This window comes from Paraburkholderia sp. RL17-380-BIE-A, assembly GCF_046028085.1.
Lineage (GTDB): Bacteria > Pseudomonadota > Gammaproteobacteria > Burkholderiales > Burkholderiaceae > Paraburkholderia.
The window spans coordinates 93,306-110,829 of record NZ_JARESQ010000009.1 but is presented as its reverse complement, the minus strand read 5'-3'; the positions used below and the strand labels follow the sequence as shown (position 1 = coordinate 110,829).

15 protein-coding genes are annotated in these 17,524 nt (G+C 63.4%); 1 reads left to right on the top strand and 14 read right to left on the bottom strand.

Going from position 1 to position 17,524, the window contains the following annotated elements; translation table 11 throughout:
• Window positions 1–471: 471 nt before the first annotated feature.
• From P0D68_RS17080 to P0D68_RS17045, 8 genes are all read right to left on the bottom strand, one after another.
• A complete protein-coding gene (locus P0D68_RS17080) occupies window positions 472–1,746 on the bottom strand; it encodes a dienelactone hydrolase family protein (protein ID WP_408184470.1) in 1,275 nt (424 codons plus the stop codon).
• Between the two features lie 570 nt (window positions 1,747–2,316).
• Complete coding sequence (locus tag P0D68_RS17075; protein WP_408298496.1) at window positions 2,317–2,766, bottom strand: YchJ family protein; 450 nt, start codon at window positions 2,764–2,766, stop codon at window positions 2,317–2,319.
• A 7-nt stretch (window positions 2,767–2,773) separates the two neighbouring features.
• Window positions 2,774–3,904 carry an acyl-CoA dehydrogenase family protein gene (locus P0D68_RS17070; RefSeq protein ID WP_408298498.1) on the bottom strand — a complete coding sequence of 377 codons (1,131 nt, stop codon included), beginning with the start codon at window positions 3,902–3,904 and terminating at the stop codon, window positions 2,774–2,776.
• Between the two features lie 24 nt (window positions 3,905–3,928).
• Window positions 3,929–4,606 (bottom strand): SDR family oxidoreductase, encoded by a 678-nt coding sequence (locus P0D68_RS17065; protein WP_091796951.1) that lies wholly within the window; start codon window positions 4,604–4,606, stop codon window positions 3,929–3,931.
• 36 nt (window positions 4,607–4,642) lie between these two features.
• Window positions 4,643–5,851, bottom strand: coding sequence for an acetyl-CoA C-acetyltransferase (locus P0D68_RS17060; protein WP_408298500.1), 1,209 nt, complete (start codon window positions 5,849–5,851; stop codon window positions 4,643–4,645).
• A complete protein-coding gene (can, locus tag P0D68_RS17055; protein ID WP_091796949.1) occupies window positions 5,844–6,620 on the bottom strand; it encodes a carbonate dehydratase in 777 nt (258 codons plus the stop codon). The genes P0D68_RS17060 and can overlap by 8 nt, the downstream gene beginning before the upstream one ends.
• A gap of 93 nt (window positions 6,621–6,713) precedes the next feature.
• Window positions 6,714–8,543, bottom strand: a complete 1,830-nt coding sequence (aceK, locus tag P0D68_RS17050) for a bifunctional isocitrate dehydrogenase kinase/phosphatase (protein WP_091796947.1) — start codon at window positions 8,541–8,543, stop codon at window positions 6,714–6,716.
• Window positions 8,544–8,625: 82 nt separating this feature from the next.
• Window positions 8,626–9,030: a MerR family transcriptional regulator gene (locus P0D68_RS17045; protein ID WP_408298503.1), complete on the bottom strand. Its 405-nt coding sequence runs from the start codon at window positions 9,028–9,030 to the stop codon at window positions 8,626–8,628.
• A gap of 187 nt (window positions 9,031–9,217) precedes the next feature.
• Between P0D68_RS17045 and P0D68_RS17040 the strand changes: the two genes are divergently transcribed.
• A complete protein-coding gene (locus tag P0D68_RS17040) occupies window positions 9,218–10,291 on the top strand; it encodes an MBL fold metallo-hydrolase (protein WP_408298505.1) in 1,074 nt (357 codons plus the stop codon).
• Between the two features lie 78 nt (window positions 10,292–10,369).
• Here P0D68_RS17040 and P0D68_RS17035 read toward each other — a convergent pair whose 3' ends face one another.
• The 6 genes from P0D68_RS17035 to argS form a co-directional block, all read right to left on the bottom strand.
• Complete coding sequence (locus P0D68_RS17035; protein WP_408298507.1) at window positions 10,370–11,956, bottom strand: ABC transporter substrate-binding protein; 1,587 nt, start codon at window positions 11,954–11,956, stop codon at window positions 10,370–10,372.
• 261 nt (window positions 11,957–12,217) lie between these two features.
• Window positions 12,218–13,036, bottom strand: a complete 819-nt coding sequence (locus tag P0D68_RS17030) for a cobalamin-binding protein (protein ID WP_408298509.1) — start codon at window positions 13,034–13,036, stop codon at window positions 12,218–12,220.
• Window positions 13,037–13,039: 3 nt separating this feature from the next.
• On the bottom strand, window positions 13,040–13,819 hold the full coding sequence (locus P0D68_RS17025; RefSeq protein ID WP_091796938.1) for an SDR family oxidoreductase: 780 nt from the start codon (window positions 13,817–13,819) through the stop codon (window positions 13,040–13,042).
• A 15-nt stretch (window positions 13,820–13,834) separates the two neighbouring features.
• Window positions 13,835–14,473 carry a thiol:disulfide interchange protein DsbA/DsbL gene (locus P0D68_RS17020; RefSeq protein WP_091800849.1) on the bottom strand — a complete coding sequence of 213 codons (639 nt, stop codon included), beginning with the start codon at window positions 14,471–14,473 and terminating at the stop codon, window positions 13,835–13,837.
• A 172-nt stretch (window positions 14,474–14,645) separates the two neighbouring features.
• Complete coding sequence (locus P0D68_RS17015) at window positions 14,646–15,470, bottom strand: SPOR domain-containing protein (protein WP_408298511.1); 825 nt, start codon at window positions 15,468–15,470, stop codon at window positions 14,646–14,648.
• Between the two features lie 61 nt (window positions 15,471–15,531).
• On the bottom strand, window positions 15,532–17,322 hold the full coding sequence (gene argS / locus P0D68_RS17010; protein ID WP_408298513.1) for an arginine--tRNA ligase: 1,791 nt from the start codon (window positions 17,320–17,322) through the stop codon (window positions 15,532–15,534).
• Between the last annotated feature and the right edge of the window lie 202 nt (window positions 17,323–17,524).

The following is a 17,524-nucleotide window of genomic DNA, read 5'->3' as shown; positions in this document are numbered from 1 at the left end:
GAAATACTGCTGGGGTAAGAGCAGAGTCGCGGCATTAGAAATACTGCCGGGGTAAGAAATGCAGGGGCTTTAGAAATACTGCTGATGCCAGAAGGGGCCTGCGATGTGAAGTCGAGCCCGCGTGAAAGAAGGACAGGCGATTAGGAAATCCCGCTGACCTACAAACGACCGATGGTTTTAATGAAGTACCGCCTCGGCACGCGCAGCGCCGCCGGAAGAATGACTGCTGTGTCACAAGCGCTGAATGTGCGAGGGCACGGATTCCAGATGGGCCACTACCGTGGCTGTGCGGGGACCCCGCTTAAGAGCTGGCGGTGCAAAGCGGCTTTCTTTGCCTACTTTCTTTGCCGCGGCAAAGAAAGTAGGTGCCGCCCCGCACAGGGGCAACGCGAATAGACCACTAAGAAATCAAGGAAAGGCCACCACCCGAGGGAAACAATCAAAAACACCGCCGATCAGGCAAAAAACCACTCACTCCCGACTAGCAATAGCCCGCCGCGCATCACCGCTACCCCCAGCCCCACCATCAGCCGTCTGCGAAGACTGATCCCCCCAAACAACCGCATTATTCACCGCATACAACCGGCAAGGCGCCGAACTCTGCTTCTGACAATTGGCCACGGCAACCGACATAGGATCATCGCCACCCTCAGCCCACGACCAAGCCCCAGTATCAGACACAGCAAACGCCCGGCTAGGAAACTGATGCAGGAAATTCCGATACCCATTGCGCCCGGCCTCGTCGACAAACGGCACGGCATCGACCGCATCGACAGCGGCAAACCCGCTCGCCTTCGGCATGGAAGGATCCGACACACGATACTGCACACCAGTCGGCATTCCCACTCGCGCAAGGAACGCTTCCACGGCCGGCCACCACACATGCACGCCATCGCGGTCGCCGACCAGCCGGTGCGCATCGTTCTTGTAGTTGCCGAAATCCACCATCTTCGCGCTCGCGCCGTGCGCACCGAACGCGGCATACATGCCCGCCACCAGCGGCGCGTTCCAGACCGAATCGTTATCGCCGTACATCCAAAGCGACGGCACCTTGGTCTTCTCGCCGTAAGCGCCGAAGGCGCGCGTCAGGTTGCCCTGCCAGTCGCTGCAAGCATCCTGCCGCAAGCCGCCCGAGAAATTGATCAGCGCGCGCACGCCGGGCGCCGCTTCCGTACCGTAGGCAATCGTCGCAAGGCCGCCGTGCGAGGTGCCGGCCACGACGATGTGCGTGGCATCCACGTAAGGTTGCTTCGACATGAAGTCGACCGTCGCGGCGACGTCGCCGGCCTGGCTGATGCCGTTCTTTTCGACGTCGCAGCCGTCCTGCTGATAAGCGCCGTCCGAATGGCCGAAACCCTGACGGTTCGGCGCCACCACCACATAACCACGGCGCACGAATTCGCGCGCGAACGGCAGCGGGTCGCTGCGTTCCTGCGTGCGCGGATCGCCGGGAATCTTGCCGTGGTTGAAAACGATCATCGGAAACGGGCCTGCGCCGTCCGGTTTGTAGATCGTCGTTTCGAGGGTAATCGTGCCGGCTGCGTCGACCGGTACGCGGATGATCTGTTCGTTCAGACCTGCGCTGGGCAGATAGACGTCGTCGTCGAGCGCAATACGCGGCACGTGCGCGCGTGTCAGCGGTCCAGCCTGAATGTCGGCGAGCGGGTCGGCGTGCGCGAGTGCGACAGCGCACGTGGCCGCTGCACAGATCACCGCACACTTCGTCAGAACCTTGCTGAACACCATTGACGCACCTGCCTCAAAAACCTGCCCTGAACACCGTGATGCCCGTTTATCGAAAGCCATTACTGACATTTGCCTTTCGGCTGGCCTTTCGACAAACAAAAGCACACTCGCGCACGGAGTGCGCCAAAGGCGCACGCACGCTAATCGAGATCGCACGGGATGAACCCAAACGGCCGACGCGACCCCACGCGCCGATGATGAGCGTCACGCCTGCTGCCTGAAACCGCCGCCGGAACCACACTCTCTGGTGCCCGGCAGGGCGTCCTGCGCAATTTGCGGAGCGGTATGGACCGGCTCTCGCAACGTGACGTCATGAAGCTACGGCCTCATCCTGGCACGACAATTTTGTTTTGTGCAATCAAGGAGAACCCGCGACGCAAAATTTGCCGCGCGTCGATCGGCCACCTCCGGCCGGTCGTGCGGGCCTCGCGGGTGTTTGGTGCAACGAAGCAATCAGGCGCGGCGCGGGCGTTGTGGCATGGAGCCAACACGAAAAAATGGCCCCGCTATCGGGGCCATATGTGAGCGCGGCGTGAGGTCGCTGCGGCGTCGTGTAAGGGTGGGGAAGGGTTATTCGCTCACGTCGCCATCCACGTAACGCCAGCGACCGTCTTCGTCGCGAACGAAACGGCTCAGTTCATGAAGCCGGTGCGCGCGGCCGCCCACCTTGTAACGCGCGACGAATTCAACGGTCGCGTGATGAGCGTCGGTTTCAGCAAACGCCTTGATCTGCAGTCCGAGCCACCGTGGCGCGTCGGGCGAAGCGGGATCCGCGTCGAGATCGGCGGGGCAGGTGTGCGGCGCCCAGGTCGCGCGCAGATAATCCGTTGCACCGACCACATAGGCACTGTAGCGCGAGCGCATCAATTCAAGGGCCCGTGGCGCCGCTTCGCCGCCGTCGATATAGCGGCCGCAGCATTGCGCGAAGCGGGGCGCCTTGGCGCCGTTGCGTTGATCGGGCGCGGCGCCCCCACAGGGACAATCGGCAGGTCGTTGTAACGGCAACAGTTGCTTATTCATCAGACTTTCAGCCAAGACCGCGTGCGATCAAAATTTTCTGGATGTCGCTGGTGCCCTCGTAGATCTGGCAAACGCGCACGTCGCGGTAAATCCGCTCGACCGGGAAGTCGCTCAGATAGCCGTAGCCGCCATGAATCTGCAAGGCGGCCGAACAGATGCGCTCGGCGGCTTCGGACGCGAACAGTTTGGCCATCGCGGCTTCGGTGAGGCACGGCTGGCCGGCATCTTTCAACGAGGCCGCATGCCAGATCAACTGGCGCGCCGCCTCGAGTTGCGTCGCCATGTCGGCGAGGCGGAATTGCACGGCCTGATGCGAAAAGAGCGGCACGCCGAAGCTCTCGCGCTCCTTCGCATAACTCAGCGCCGCCTCGAACGCGGCGCGCGCCATGCCGACGCTTTGCGCGGCGATGCCGATACGGCCGCCTTCGAGCCCTGAGAGCGCGATCCGGTAGCCTTCGCCTTCCGCGCCGATCAGGTTCGCAGCCGGCACGCGGCAATCCTCGAAAATGATCTGCGCGGTGTCCGACGAATGCTGGCCGAGCTTGTCTTCAACCCGCGCGACGACGTAACCCTTCGTATCGGTCGGCACGATAAACGCGCTGATGCCGCGCTTGCCCGCGGCCTTGTCCGTCACGGCCATGACGATCGCGACGTTGCCGTTCTTGCCGCTCGTGATGAACTGTTTGACGCCGTTCAACACATACGAATCGCCGTCGCGGGTCGCGGTGGTGCGCAGCGCGGAGGCGTCGGAACCGGCTTGCGGTTCGGTCAGGCAAAACGCGCCGAGCATGTCGCCGCGCGCGAGCGGCGTCAGCCAGTCGCGTTTCTGCGCGTCGTTGCCGTAGGCGAGCAGAATGCTGCACACGGGGCAGTTGTTGACGGAGATCGCCGTCGAAGTGCCGCCGTCGCCGGCTGCGATTTCTTCGAGTATCAGCGCGAGCGCCAGTGCGTCCATGCCGGCGCCGCCGTACGTTTCGGGCACGAGCACGCCATACGCGCCGAGTTCCGCCAGTTGCCGATGCACGTCCTGCGGAAACGTGCGTTCGCGGTCCCATGCCGCCGCATGCGGCGTGATCGCTTCGCGTACGAACGTGCGCAGCGCGTCGCGGACCATCAGGTGATCCTGATCAAGCACCATAAGTGATCCCGTTCAAGTAGTTGCTCACCAGTCGAGCGGTGTCCCGTCGTATTGATAGAAGCGGCCGTTGAACGCTTCGCGCGCACCCGCGGCCTGCGCCAGCACATCACGCATGCCGGTCACGCTGCGCGCGGGATCGATCGCCGCCTGGGCGCCGCCCATGTCGGTTTGCACCCAGCCTGGATGCAGCGAAATGCACGTGGCGCGCCGAGCGTCCAGCGACGCGAGTTTCAACGCGTCGTTCAGCGCCGCCTTGCTCGCGCGATACAGCCAGCCGGTCGTGCCGCTCGCGTCGCCAATGCTGCCCATCTTGCTCGAAATCACCGCGAATACGCCGCCGGCCTCTTCGACGAGCGGCAGCAGGATCGGCATCAATTGCATGGGTCCGCGCACATTGGTGTGCATGACGTGGTCGAAGTCTTCAGCAGTGATCGTCTCGATGCCTTCCGTGCGCGGGCCGTAGACGCCCGCCACCACGATCGCCGCATCGAGCCGTTCACCGTCGAGCTTCCAGCCGAGCGCGGCGATTTCCTCTGGCGCGCTCACGTCGAGCGAGAACGTTTGGGCGCCGAGTTCATTCAACGCATCGAGCGCGGCGCCGTCACGCGCGGTGGCGAGCACGCGCCAGCCGCTCTTTTTGTACTGCCGCACAAACTCCTGGCCGATGCCACGCGACGCACCGACGATCAACACTGTTTTCATCGAATACTCCAAGCTGTCAAAACGCCCCGAATCGCGTTACACGAGTTCGATACCCATGGCCGTCGCTTCGCCGCCGCCGATGCACAGCGTCGCGACGCCGCGCTTGCCGCCGCGTTGCTTGAGCGCGCCGATCAGCGTGACGAGAATGCGCGCGCCCGACGCGCCGATCGGATGGCCGAGCGCACAGGCGCCGCCGTTCACGTTGACCTTTTCGTGCGGCAGATGGTGTTCCTTCATGGCCGCCATGGTCACGACGGCAAATGCTTCGTTGACCTCATACAGATCGACTTCGTCGGCGCGCCAGCCATTCTTCTCGAACAGCTTGCGAATCGCCCCGACCGGCGCGGTGGTGAACTTCGCCGGTTCCTGTGCGAAGGTCGAGTGGCCGACCACGCGTGCAATCGGCTCCACGCCGAGGCGCTTCGCCGTCGACTCGCGCATCATGACGAGTGCGGCCGCGCCGTCGGAAATCGACGACGAATTCGCCGCTGTCACCGTGCCGGTTTTGCTGAATGCGGGTTTGAGCGTTGGAATCTTGTCGAGGTTCGCCTTGAACGGCTGTTCGTCGTGATCGATGGTGACTTCGCCCTTGCGGCTTTGCACCTTCACCGGCGCGATTTCCCAGCTGAACGAACCGTCTTCGTTCGCGCGCTTCGCGCGGTGGAGCGACTCGACGGCGAACGCGTCTTGCGCTTCGCGCGTGAAGTCGAACGAGGCCGCGCATTCTTCGGCAAAGGTGCCCATCAGACGGCCTTTTTCGTAGGCGTCTTCGAGACCGTCGTAGAACATGTGGTCGATCACCTGGCCGTGGCCCATGCGCATGCCCGCGCGCGCTTTCGGCAGCAGGTACGGCGCATTCGTCATGCTTTCCATGCCGCCCGCGACGATCACGTCGACGGAGCCGGCAGCGAGCATGTCGTGCGCGAACATTGCCGCACGCATGCCGGAGCCGCACATCTTGTTTACCGTGGTGCTGCCGGTGGCGAGCGGCAAGCCGGCGCCGAGCGCGGCCTGACGCGCGGGCGCCTGGCCGAGGCCTGCGGGCAGCACGCAACCCATCACCACTTCGTCGATCTGTTCGGGTTTCAGGCCCGCGCGCTGCACGGCCGCCTCGATCGCCACCGCGCCCAATTGCGGCGCGGTCAGTGTGGCGAAGTCACCCTGAAAGGCCGCCATCGGCGTGCGGGCCACGCCCACGATAACGATCGGATCAGCCTTTGTCTCACTCATGTTTGTCTCACTCATGTTTAAGCTCCTTGATGACGCCTTCGACGATGGCCGGCACGTCGCCTAGCTGAGCCGCATCGGCGGCCACCACGTCGTTGTCTGCCTTGTGCGGGCCACTCGCCGACACGGCCGCGACACACTTCTGATAGGTTGCGTCGAGCGCGGCCGGCTCGCTGATCGTCATGCCGAGATTGCGCACCTTGCCGTCATGCACGCCGTACGCCCAGCCATGTACCGTCAACGCCTGGCCGCGCGCCCATGCATCGTTGACGATGGTGGTGCGGCACACGTTCATCACCTGTTCGATCGCGTTCAGTTCGACCAGACGCCGGTGACGCGCCTCGCCGATCGGCCATTCCTCGATCAGCGCCGCATGCTTGGCGCGCACGTCCTGCACGTGGTGCAGCCAGTTGTCCGCGAGACCCACGCGGCGGCCGTGCAGCGCCGCGCCGACACCCGAGCAGCCGTAGTGGCCGACCACCATGATGTGCTTGACCTTCAGCAGATCGACGGCGAACTGGATCACCGAGAGACAGTTCAGATCGGAATGCACCACCACGTTAGCGATGTTTCTATGCACGAACACTTCGCCCGGCGGCAGGCCGATGATCTGGTTCGCCGGCACGCGCGAATCGGAGCAGCCGATCCACAAATACTCGGGCGTTTGCTGATGTGCGAGACGCGAAAAATACTCGGGGTCTTCGGACAGCTTGCGGGCGACCCACGCTTCGTTGTTGTCGAACAGATGCGCGAGCGGATTGTCAGGAGTGGAAGCGTTCGTGTTCATGGTGCGTCTTGGCGGTTGCTCGACCGATTGACCGGTCGATGTCGTTACATAAGGTTCGGGCGAGGCATCAACACTGCGAGCGGCACAGGCGCCTCATGCGACCCGCGCGCTGCGCTCGTCGGCCGGTGCGTCCGGTGCGGAGCTGGCCGCATCGGCAAAGCGTTCCGGGTAGCGCACGCAGAAGCGCACGCTGTCGTCGTACGGGAAAAAGTCGGGCAGTTCGCCTTTCAGTAGATGATCCTTGTGCCGTTGCCATAGCGCAGGTTCGAAGAAGTCCGCGTGATGTTGCATGAACGAGCGGCGCACGCGTGGGTCGCCGAGCAGAAACGTGCCGTACGTCTCCGGGAAAATGTCGTGCGGGCCGACCGAGTACCACGGCTCGCCCGACATTTCGTCCTCCTCGTTACGCGGCGCCGGCACCGCGCGCACGTTGCAGTCGGTCAGATATTCGATTTCATCGTAGTCGTAAAACACCACGCGGCCGTGACGTGTCACGCCGAAGTTCTTGTAAAGCATGTCGCCCGGAAAGATGTTCGCCTGCATCAGTTCCTTGATGGCGTTGCCGTATTCCTTGATGCCGTGCTCGATGTCCTCGTCGTTGCCGTTCTGCAGGAACAGATTCAACGGCACCATGCGGCGTTCGATATACATATGGCGAATCACGAGGCTGTCGCCGTCGTATTCGATCAGCGACGGCACTTCCTTTTCGAGTTCACGCACGAGCGCTTCGTCGAGCCGCGAGACCGGCAACGCTACGCTCGAATATTCGAGCGTGTCGGCCATGCGGCCCAGACGGTCATGCCGTTTGACGAGCTGATACTTTTCCTTGATCTGCGCGCGCGTGGTTTCCTTCGGCGGCGGGAAGCTGTCCTTGATCAGCTTGAACACATACGGAAACGACGGCAGCGTGAATACGAGCATGACGAGGCCCTTGATGCCGGGTGCGACGATGAACTGATCGCTCGAATGCGACAGGTGATGCAGCAGGTCGCGATAGAACAGATTCTTACCCTGCTTCTGCAAACCCACGGACGTGTAGATTTCCGCCTTCGGTTTGCCCTGCATGATGGTGCCGAGAAACTCGACGTAAGCGGACGGCACTTCCATATCCACCAGGAAATACGAATGCGAGAAGCTGAAGATGATCAGCAACTGGTCGCGCTTGAGCAGCACCGTGTCGAGTGCGAGCACGCCCGGCTTCACATGGCGCAGCGGCACCGCGAACGGCAACAGCAGATCACCGTTGATGATTCGCCCGACGATATACGCAGACTTGTTCCGGTAAAACAGTGACGAGAGCACGTGAATCTGGAAATTGGGCGCTTCGTCGAACACGCCGAACGCGTCGCGGATCGCCTGCATCAGGCAGCCGACGTCGCGGGTCAGATCTTCAAACGGCGGTTCCAGCTGGAAGTTCGTGACAATGCGCTCGAGCGTCGCCGCGAGGCCGTCTTTGCCGGGATAGTACGCGCGGTAAGTTGGCTTCGCCGCGGGTTCGTCGTTCTCGATGTATTCGGTCGAGATGGCCGGGCGAACGAAAATGAAATCGTTGTTGAAGTACGAGCGGTGCAGGATCTTGCAGCACACCGAATTGAAGAACGTCTCCGCGCATTCGGGCTGCCGGTGCGTGGTGAGGAGGCCGATGTAGTGCAGCTTGATCTGCTGCCAGACTTCGTCGTCGATATTTTCCGCGTCGTATTCGTCTTCGAGCAGTTCGACGCATTCCTCGACGCGTTCGTCGTACGAGGCAATGCGGTCGCGCGCGAGCTTCTGCAGGCCGTGCCAGTCGGCCTGTTCAAACAGCGTCTTGGCGTGGATCGCGGCGTCGCGAAAGACCCGGTAGTGCCGGTCGAATCCTTCGAGCATGGTCTGTGCGACGTCAAAGCCGATTTGCGACGACAGCAGTTTGGGGAAGTGATTCATGTCGACCGTGCATCCGCCTCACGTCGTAAAGACACCCGGGATTGTATCGCCCAGGTGGGCCCGCGCCGCATCGCGCCGTGGTTCATGCCGGCTTGGCTTCGCGTGCGCCGGTCGCGAGCAGCGCGCGCGCCTGCGTTTCATATTGCGCGAGGTCTTCGAGCGTCGCGTTCAGGTCTTCCAGCTGACGCTCCAGCACTTCGCGATGACGCGCCACCGTGGCGAGGAACGCATGCAATTGCGACACCGTGTCGGTCGGCGACTCGTACACGTCCAGCAGATCGCGAATTTCCGACAACGTGAAGCCGAGCCGTTTGCCGCGCAACGTGAGCTTCAGACGCGTTCGGTCGCGGCCGGAATACACACGCCGCAAGCCGCTCGATCCTTCCCGGCTCGGTGAGAGTAAACCCTGATCTTCATAGAAGCGGATCGCGCGCGGCGTGACGTCGAATTCCCGCGCGAGCTCGGTGATCGTGTATTGCGTGTTCATCGGGGCATTCCGTGGCCAGGCAGAAAATCGGATTGAACGATAGAATCAACGTTTACGTTATCGTCAACTTGAGCTGAACGCAACCAGGCGCAGTACGGCCGCTGTTCGGCGCCAGCACGCCGCAACCACGCTATCCGGCATCGCATACCTCGCCATGCCGGACGGCCGACGGAGGAAGACACCCACAATGAATGCACTCGAACACCAACTCGACTACCCGTTCAACGACGCGTTGCCGGACGCGGGCCACGCCATGGAAGTCTCGCCAGGCGTTTTCTGGCTGCGCATGCCGCTGCCCTTCGCGCTGGATCACATCAACCTCTGGCTGTTACGCGACGAGATCGACGGGCAGCAGGGTTGGACCGTGGTGGACTGCGGGATCACCTCGGACACGATCAAGGAGAACTGGGAAAAGGTGTTCGACTCGGTGCTCGGCGGCCTGCCGGTGCTGCGCGTGATCGTCACGCATTGCCATCCCGATCACATTGGCCTTGCACACTGGATTTGCGCGGGCGGCGACAAAAAGCGCTGGGACGTGCGGTTGTGGACGACGCTCGGCGAATACATGCAGGCCCGCGTGATGGCTGCGGGCGACGGTTCGAATGCGGGCGGCGAAGGCGCCGCGCGGCACTTCGCGCGGCACGGTGTGACCGACGAGGAATCGCTCGAGAAACTGCGCAATCGCAAGAGCTATTACGCGAGCCTCGTGCCGGCGATTCCTGGCCAGTATCGGCGCTTGCGCGAAGCGGACGGCGTGAAGATCGGCGGCAAAACGTGGCGCGTGGTGACCGGCTTCGGTCATTCGCCCGAACACTGCGCGTTGTTCTGCGAGGAGACCGGCGTGCTGATTTCCGGTGACATGGTGCTGCCGCGCATTTCGACCAACGTGTCGGTGTTCGATATGGAGCCGGAAGGCTCGCCGCTTGCGCTCTATCTGGAGTCGCTCGGTCGCTACGAGACGATGCCGGAAGAGACGCTGGTGCTGCCGTCGCATGGCAAGCCGTTTCGCGGCGTGCGCACGCGTATCCGGCAATTGCGTGAGCATCATGATGCGCGTCTGGCGGAAGTGCGCGAGGCATGCGCGGAAAAACCGCAAAGCGCCGCGGATATCGTGCCGCTCATGTTCAAGCGTCAGCTCGACATTCATCAGATGACGTTTGCGATGGGCGAAGCGCTGGCGCACTTGCATCTGCTGTGGCTGGCGGGGGAGTTGAAGCGTGAGCAGGATGCGGATGGGGTGATTCGGTTTTCGCCGGCGTGATTGCGGTGGCGTGCAGATGAAAAAGCCCGGTGCTTACGCAACCGGGCTTTTTCTCGCGCGCTGCAGACGCAGAAGCGATTACTGCACCGACACCGTCCCGAAGTTCTGCCGTCCAAACGGACTCACGTGATAACCGCTCACGTTCGTGCGCGTGATGGCCGCCGCAGTGGGATAGCCGAGCGGAATCCACAGCGCCTGATCGTGAATGACCTGCTGCGCCTGTTCGTACGCTTTCGCGCGCTTCGCCTGATCCGGCGTCGCCTTGCCGTCGGCAATCAGCTTGTCCAGGTCCTGATCGCAGAAGCGCGCGAAGTTGATGCCCGACTTGACCGCGTTGCAACTGAATAGCGGCGACAGGTAGTTGTCCGGATCGCCGTTGTCGCCCGCCCAGCCCATGAATAGCGAATCATGCTGGCCTTGCTTGGCCTCCTTGATCAGCTCACCCCATTCGATCACCTTCACCTCGGCCTTCACGCCGATCTTCGCGAAGTCGGCTTGCAGCAGTTCCGCGCCGGCCTTCGGATTCGGGTTCAGCACACTGCCGTTCGGACGCACCCAGATCGTCGTTTCGAAGCCGTTCGGATAGCCCGCGTCGGCGAGGAGTTTCTTCGCCTTTGCCGGGTCGTACGGCCACGCCTTAACGGACTTGTTGTAACTCCATGTGTTCGGCGGATACGGGTTCACGGCCGCCGTTGCCGTATTGTCGAACACGGTCTTCAGATACGTGGTGCGGTCGAACGCCATGTTGAGCGCGGCGCGCACCTTCTGGTTGTCGAGCGGCTTCTTCTGCGTGTTCAACGCGACGAACGCCGTCATGAAGGCGGGCGTCTGCACGATGGCGAGCGACTTGTCGCCCTTCGCGTCGGCGAGATCCTGCGGCTTCGGCGACAAGGCGATCTGGCATTCGCCGGTTTTCACCTTCTGCGCGCGCACCGTGGCGTCCGGCGTGATCGCGTAGATCAAACGGTCGATCTTCGGTTTTGGACCCCAGTAGGCAGGATTCACGTCATAGCGGATCACGGCGTCTTTCGTATAGCTCTTCAGCTCGAACGGACCCGTGCCGATCGGTTTCGAATTCAGATCGGCCTGCTTGCCGGCCTTGAGCAACTGGTCGGCATATTCGGCCGAATAGATCGAGGCGAAACCCATTGTCAGGATCGACACGAAAGTTGCGTCGGGCGCGTTCAGCTCGAACTTGACGGTGTTGTCGTCGACCTTGCTGATGGACTTGATGAGCTTCGGCAGGCCCATCGACTGCGCATGCGGGAAGCCGCTCGCGCCCGCCACCTTGTGCCACGGATTGCTGTCGTCGAGCATGCGCTCGAACGTGAAGACGACGTCGTCGGCGGTAAGCGGCCGGGTGGGCTTGAAGTAGTCGGTGGTCTGGAACTGCACGTTCGGGCGCAGATGGAACGTGTAAGTGAGGCCGTCGGCGCTCACGTCCCACTTGTCGGCCAGCGCCGGCACGACTTTCTTCGCCGCCTCGTCGTACGAGACCAGCGAGTTGAAGATCACATCGGCCGACGCATTGGTCGTGACGAGCGAATTGAACTGCACGACATCGAAGCCGTCGGGGCTCGACTCGGTGCAGACGGTCAGCGGTTTGGCGAGCACGAGCGCGGGCGCCGTGAACAGTACGGCGGCTGCGAGCAGTTTGAAGCGCATAGGATCTCCCATAACAAGCGCAGTCAGGCAGTGCGTCTGGTTGTGTGGTTATATTCCGTTGACGAGAGCGACGGGCAGCCGTCCAGCGTAGCCGCCGTCTTCATTGTGATACGTTTCCGGCGCTGGCGCATGGCTTGGACAATGTCGCCCACACGCGCGCCGGCCTTCGCGAAAGCTTATCGAAGGGTGGTTGCGCCGACAACAACATAATCCGCATATTCATATGGAAGGTTGTCCGGCCTCGCGGCGCGGCGTCGACGCTTATGCCGCCGCTGCGCGCCGCAGCAGATAGGCGATACCTTCGATCGCACGCACGCCGTACCACGAGACCATTTCCCCATCGATCAACTCGATACGCTTGCCGGCCAGCCGCGCGTCGCGTTTCAGCGTGTCGCAATGGGCCTGCGTGAAGCGATACGGCTCACTGGAGAGCAGGATGCGATCGACGTGGGCAAGCCATGGCGCGGTGTCGAAATCGAGCGTTGGGTAACGTCCTGCGCCTTGCGCACCGCCTTGCACATCAGGGAGCGTGCGCCAGTTCACGAGTCGCAGCATCGCGGAGATATAGGTGTCGCGCGCCACGGTCATCCACGGCTCGCGCCAGATCAGATAGAGCACGTTTTGCGGCGCGAATGCGTGCGCAGCCGCTTCGTCTAGCCGGGCTTCGAGCGCTTCGCTCAGGCGCTGCGCTTCCCGCGTCCGATCGAAGATCGCGCCCAGCAGCGTGTAGAGCACCAGATTGTCCCGCGGTGTCCGCGGATGCGTCACGACGATATGCGGCACGAACTCGCGCAGCTGCTCGACGGTATCGCGTTCGTTTTCGTCGATATTGACGATCAGATGAGTGGGACGCAACGCACGAATGGCGTCGAGCTTCACGGCCTTGGTGCCGCCGACCTTGCGGACCTCGCGCACCTTGTCGTGAGGATGCACGCAAAAGCCGGTGCGGCCGACAATCTGCCGGTCGAGACGGAGCGCGAACAGCAGTTCGGTGATGCTCGGCACCAGCGAGACGATGCGTGCCGCGCCGCCGGCGGGTTCGTGCGCGACGCCGGCTGCATCGACCGCACGGGGGTGCATGCCTTACTCGGCTTCTGTGGCGGCGCGCGGCTTGCGCGGCGCGCGTTCGAACGCGCGGTCGTAGAGCCAACGCGGCAGCACGTGCAGCAGCATGGCCACGATGCGCATCTGCCAGGGGAACACCGCGAACGCCGTTTGACGTTCGATCGCCTGCGCCACCTTCACCGCGAAACGGTCGGCGTCCATCAGGAACGGCATGGTGTACGGGTTGTGCTCGGTCATGGGCGTGCGGATATAGCCGGGCGCGATGGTGACCACGCCGACGTCATGCGGCCGCATTTCCACGCGCAACGCTTCGAGATACTTGAGCGCCGCCGATTTCGACGCGCTGTACGCGCCGGACCCAGGCAAGCCACGCACACTGGCGACGCTGGCGATACCCACCAGCGTGCCGCGTTTCGCGGCGATCATCGCGGCGGCGAACGGCTCGAAGGTGGCGACCATGCCGAAGTAATTGATATCCATCACTTCGCGAAAGGTGCGCAAATCGCCGTGGCCCGTGACCGCGCCGCGGCTGATGCCGGCGTTGGCGATCACGACGTCCGGCAAGCCGTGCCGCTCGATGAACTGCGCGGCCGCGTCGGCGAGCGCTTCGGCGTCGCGAACGTCGACGGAATAGATGGAGACGGTGTTCTGCGGATGGGACTGCTGGAACGCGGCGAGGGCGTCGCCGCGGCGGGCAACGAGGCCGAGAATCGCGCCGCGCCGCGCATATTCGGCGGCGAGCGCGAGGCCGATGCCACTCGAAGCGCCGGTAATGAAAACCTTCAGCGGTGAACTCATTCCGGCGCCTCTGCTTTACATCTTCTTGGCGCGGACTTGTGCGACCAGGTAGTCCAGCACCTGGAGCGTGCCCGGCAGGCTGTTGGTCGCGGCCGGGCCGGTTTCATACTTGCCCTGCACGGCCAGCGTCGGCACGCCGTCGATCTTGTAGTCTTCCAGCAGCTTCTTGTCTTTCTGCAGCGCGCTTTGCGTCGAGAACGAGTTGTACGCGTCCATATATTTCTTCGGATCGACGCCGTTCTTCGCGAGGAATTTGGCCTGATCTTCCGGCGTCAGCAGGTAGTTCTTGTTGACGTGGATTTCATTGAAGACCTTCGGCGTGAGCTGCGAGGCGAGGCCGAGTGCGTCCAGCGCGTGATACATCTTGGAATGCGGAATGAAGTCGTCGCGGAAGGCGACCGGTACGCGCTTGAACACCACGTCCGGGTTTTGCTTCTTCACCCACGTTTCGAGGTACGGGTCGAATTCGTTGCAGTGCGGGCAGCCGTACCAGAAGAATTCGGTGACTTCGATCTTGCCGGCGGGCACGTCGGTCGGCTGCGCCGTGGGCAGCACGGTGTAGTCCTTGCCCGACACCGGCGCGGCCGGCGATGCTTGCGCCGTGGCGGCAACGAGTCCCAGCGAGAGGAACAGAATGCTCAGCAGTTTTTTCATGTTGTGTTGACCCAAGTAGGCGTAAAACAGTGGCGCCACGCAAAAGCCCGCCACCGTCTTCAGATTTCGGCGTCGGACGGTTTCAGCCGTCCTTCGTGCTTGTGACACGCGCCGCGCGCCGATAGTTCGGCGGCGGCGCGTCCCGGCAAATCACCGTTTGTTTTTTGTTGGCTTATTGCTTCGTGAAGCGGATCACCGCGGTATCCACGCCCGCATCGGACAGACGCTGACGGCTCGAATTCATGTCTTCGAACTTTGAGAACGGCCCGATACGTACGCGGTAGTACGTGACGCCGCCGGCGTCGCGCTGCGTGACCTTCGATTCGAAGCCCTGGAAGGCGAGACGCGCACGCTGCTGTTCGGCATCCGCCGCGGTCTTGTAGGCGCCGACTTGCAGGAAGTAGCCAGTGTTCGCGTCGCCCGCTGCCGGCGCCGCGCCCGAACCGGGCTTGGCGTTGGCGGCGGTGGCCGACGAGCCGCTCTTCGGCGCGGAACCTGCCGCGGTGGCGGCCGGCGCGCTGGAAGCTTGCGGCTTCTTAGCCGGCGTGGCGGCCGTGCCGTTGCCGTTGCCGTTGTCCTGCGCGGGCTTCGGCGCAACCGCCGTGCCATTCGCATTGCCACTGTTGCCGTTAGCCGGTGGCACTTCGACGATTTGCGGCTCTTCCAGCATGCCCGACTGCGTCTGCGGGTTGGTCTGGCCAGGCGCCGTGTTCGGCGGCGCGGGTTGCGCGGCTTGCGGCACCGGCTGCCCCGGCGTCTTGCCTTGCAGCGGACGGTTCGGGTCGTATTGCGGCTGGCTCGCGCCGGCGTCGGACGCCGCGGGCGGCGCCACCTTCGAGACGAATGGCGTGGGCGCACGGGTGATATACAGCGCCACCACTACCGCGATCGCAAGGCCAACGATCAGGCCCAGCACGATGCCGAGAAAAGTCCCCCCGGTTTGTTTCGATTGCTTTGTTGTGCGGCGTGGTTTTGCCATCGTATGAATCACCTGCAAAAAGAATCCTGGAACGGCCGCCGATTATAACGACGGCCGCATGCATGTTGCGCCGGAGGACTTACATCTTGACGGGAGCGGAGACGCCGATCGTCGCGAGACCGTTGGCCAGCACCTGACGCGTGGCCGCGAGCAGCGCCACGCGTGCATTGCGCTCGGCCGCATCGTCGACCAGCACGCGTTCGGCACGGTCATTGTAGAACGAGTGGAATTCCCCGGCGAGGTCGCGCAGATAGAACGCGACCGCGTGCGGTGCGAGTTCGTCCGCAGCGTGTTGCAGCATGTCCGGGAATTCGGCGAGTTTGTTCAGCAGGGCCATCGCGCGTTCGCTGGTGAGCGGGGCGACGTCGACCTCGGCCAGCGTGCTTTCGTCCGTGCTGTAGCGTGCCTTGCATTCGGCGATCACCGAGCAGATCCGTGCATGCGCGTACTGCACGTAATGCACCGGGTTCTCGTCGTTCTGTTTCAACGCGAGGTCGATGTCGAACACGAATTCCGTGTCGGCTTTGCGCGAGATCAGGAAGAAGCGCACGGCGTCGCGGCCGCGGCGGATCGTTTCCTCGTCGATCAGATCGACGGCGGCTTCCGAGCCCGGCGTCGCGCCGCCCGACCATTCGATCAGGTCGCGCACCGTCACGTAGCTGCCGGCGCGCTTGGAGATTTTCACCTCTTCGCCGTTGCGCATGACCGTGACCATTTTGTGAAGAATGTAGTCGGGATAGCCCTTCGGAATGCCGATGCCGAGACCTTGCAGGCCGGCGCGCACCCGCGCGATCGTGCCGTGGTGGTCCGAACCCTGAATGTTGATGACCTTGGTGAAGCCGCGCTCCCACTTGGCGACGTGATAGGCGACGTCCGGCACGAAGTACGTGTAGGTGCCGTCGGTCTTGCGCATCACGCGGTCTTTGTCGTCGCCGTCGTCCGTGGTGCGCAGCCACAGCGCGCCTTCCTGCTCGTAGGTCTTGCCGGCGGCGATCAGCGCCTCGACGGTCTTCTCGACGCGGCCTTCCTTGTACAGCGACGATTCCAGGTAGTACTGGTCGAACTTCACGCCGAACGCTTGCAAGTCCATGTCCTGCTCGCGGCGCAGATACGCCACGGCAAAGCGGCGGATCGCTTCGAGGTCTTCCACGTCGCGCGCGCCGGTGACCGGCTCGCCGTCGCTCGCGGCCACGGTGGCGCCGTTCAGATAGTCTTTCGCGATGTCGGCGATGTACTCGCCGTTGTACGCCGAAGCCGGCCAGCCTTCGTCGCCGGGGGCGAGCCCGCGGGCGCGCGCCTGGGTCGACAGGGCGAGCGTCTGGATCTGCACGCCGGCGTCGTTGTAATAGAACTCGCGGTGCACGTCCCAGCCTTGGCTAGCCAGCACGTTCGAGAGCGCGTCGCCGAGCGCGGCCTGGCGGCCGTGGCCGACGTGCAGCGGGCCGGTCGGGTTGGCCGAGACGAACTCGATCAGCACATGCTTGCCGGCGTCGCGTTGCGAGCGGCCAAAGCGCTCCTGTTCAGCGAACACGGCGGCGATCACCGCCTGCTTGGCAGCGGCCGCGAGGCGCAGGTTGATGAAGCCCGGGCCCGCCACTTCAGCCGCTTCGATCAGGCCCTTGGCCTGCGGCTGCGCGAGCAGCGCGTCGACGATCTGTTGCGCCAGCTGGCGCGGATTGGCGCGCAGTGGCTTGGCGAGTTGCATCGCCACGTTGCAGGCGACGTCGCCGTGCGCGGCGACCTTGGGCCGCTCCAGCGTGATGGTGGGCGACACGAACGCGGCTTCGGTCGCGCCTTGCGAGGCAGTCGCGACCTGCTTCACCGTGTCGGCGAGCAGTGTTTCGAGGGTATGTTTATGTGCAGGCAGCATGCTTGTTGCGAGTCCAGTGAGGCAATCCGGTGATGCGGAAGAGGCGCCGGCCGCGCGGCAGGCGCGACCGGTTCGTCAGAAGCGTGGAAAGCGGCCTGCACCCGCCGCGGCGCGTCGGGCGCAATGGGTGGGCGGCGTCAGGCACGTTGCCTGCAACGCGTTAAGCGCGGTGCGCGGCGACCGGCCGTGTCATGGGCTGCCG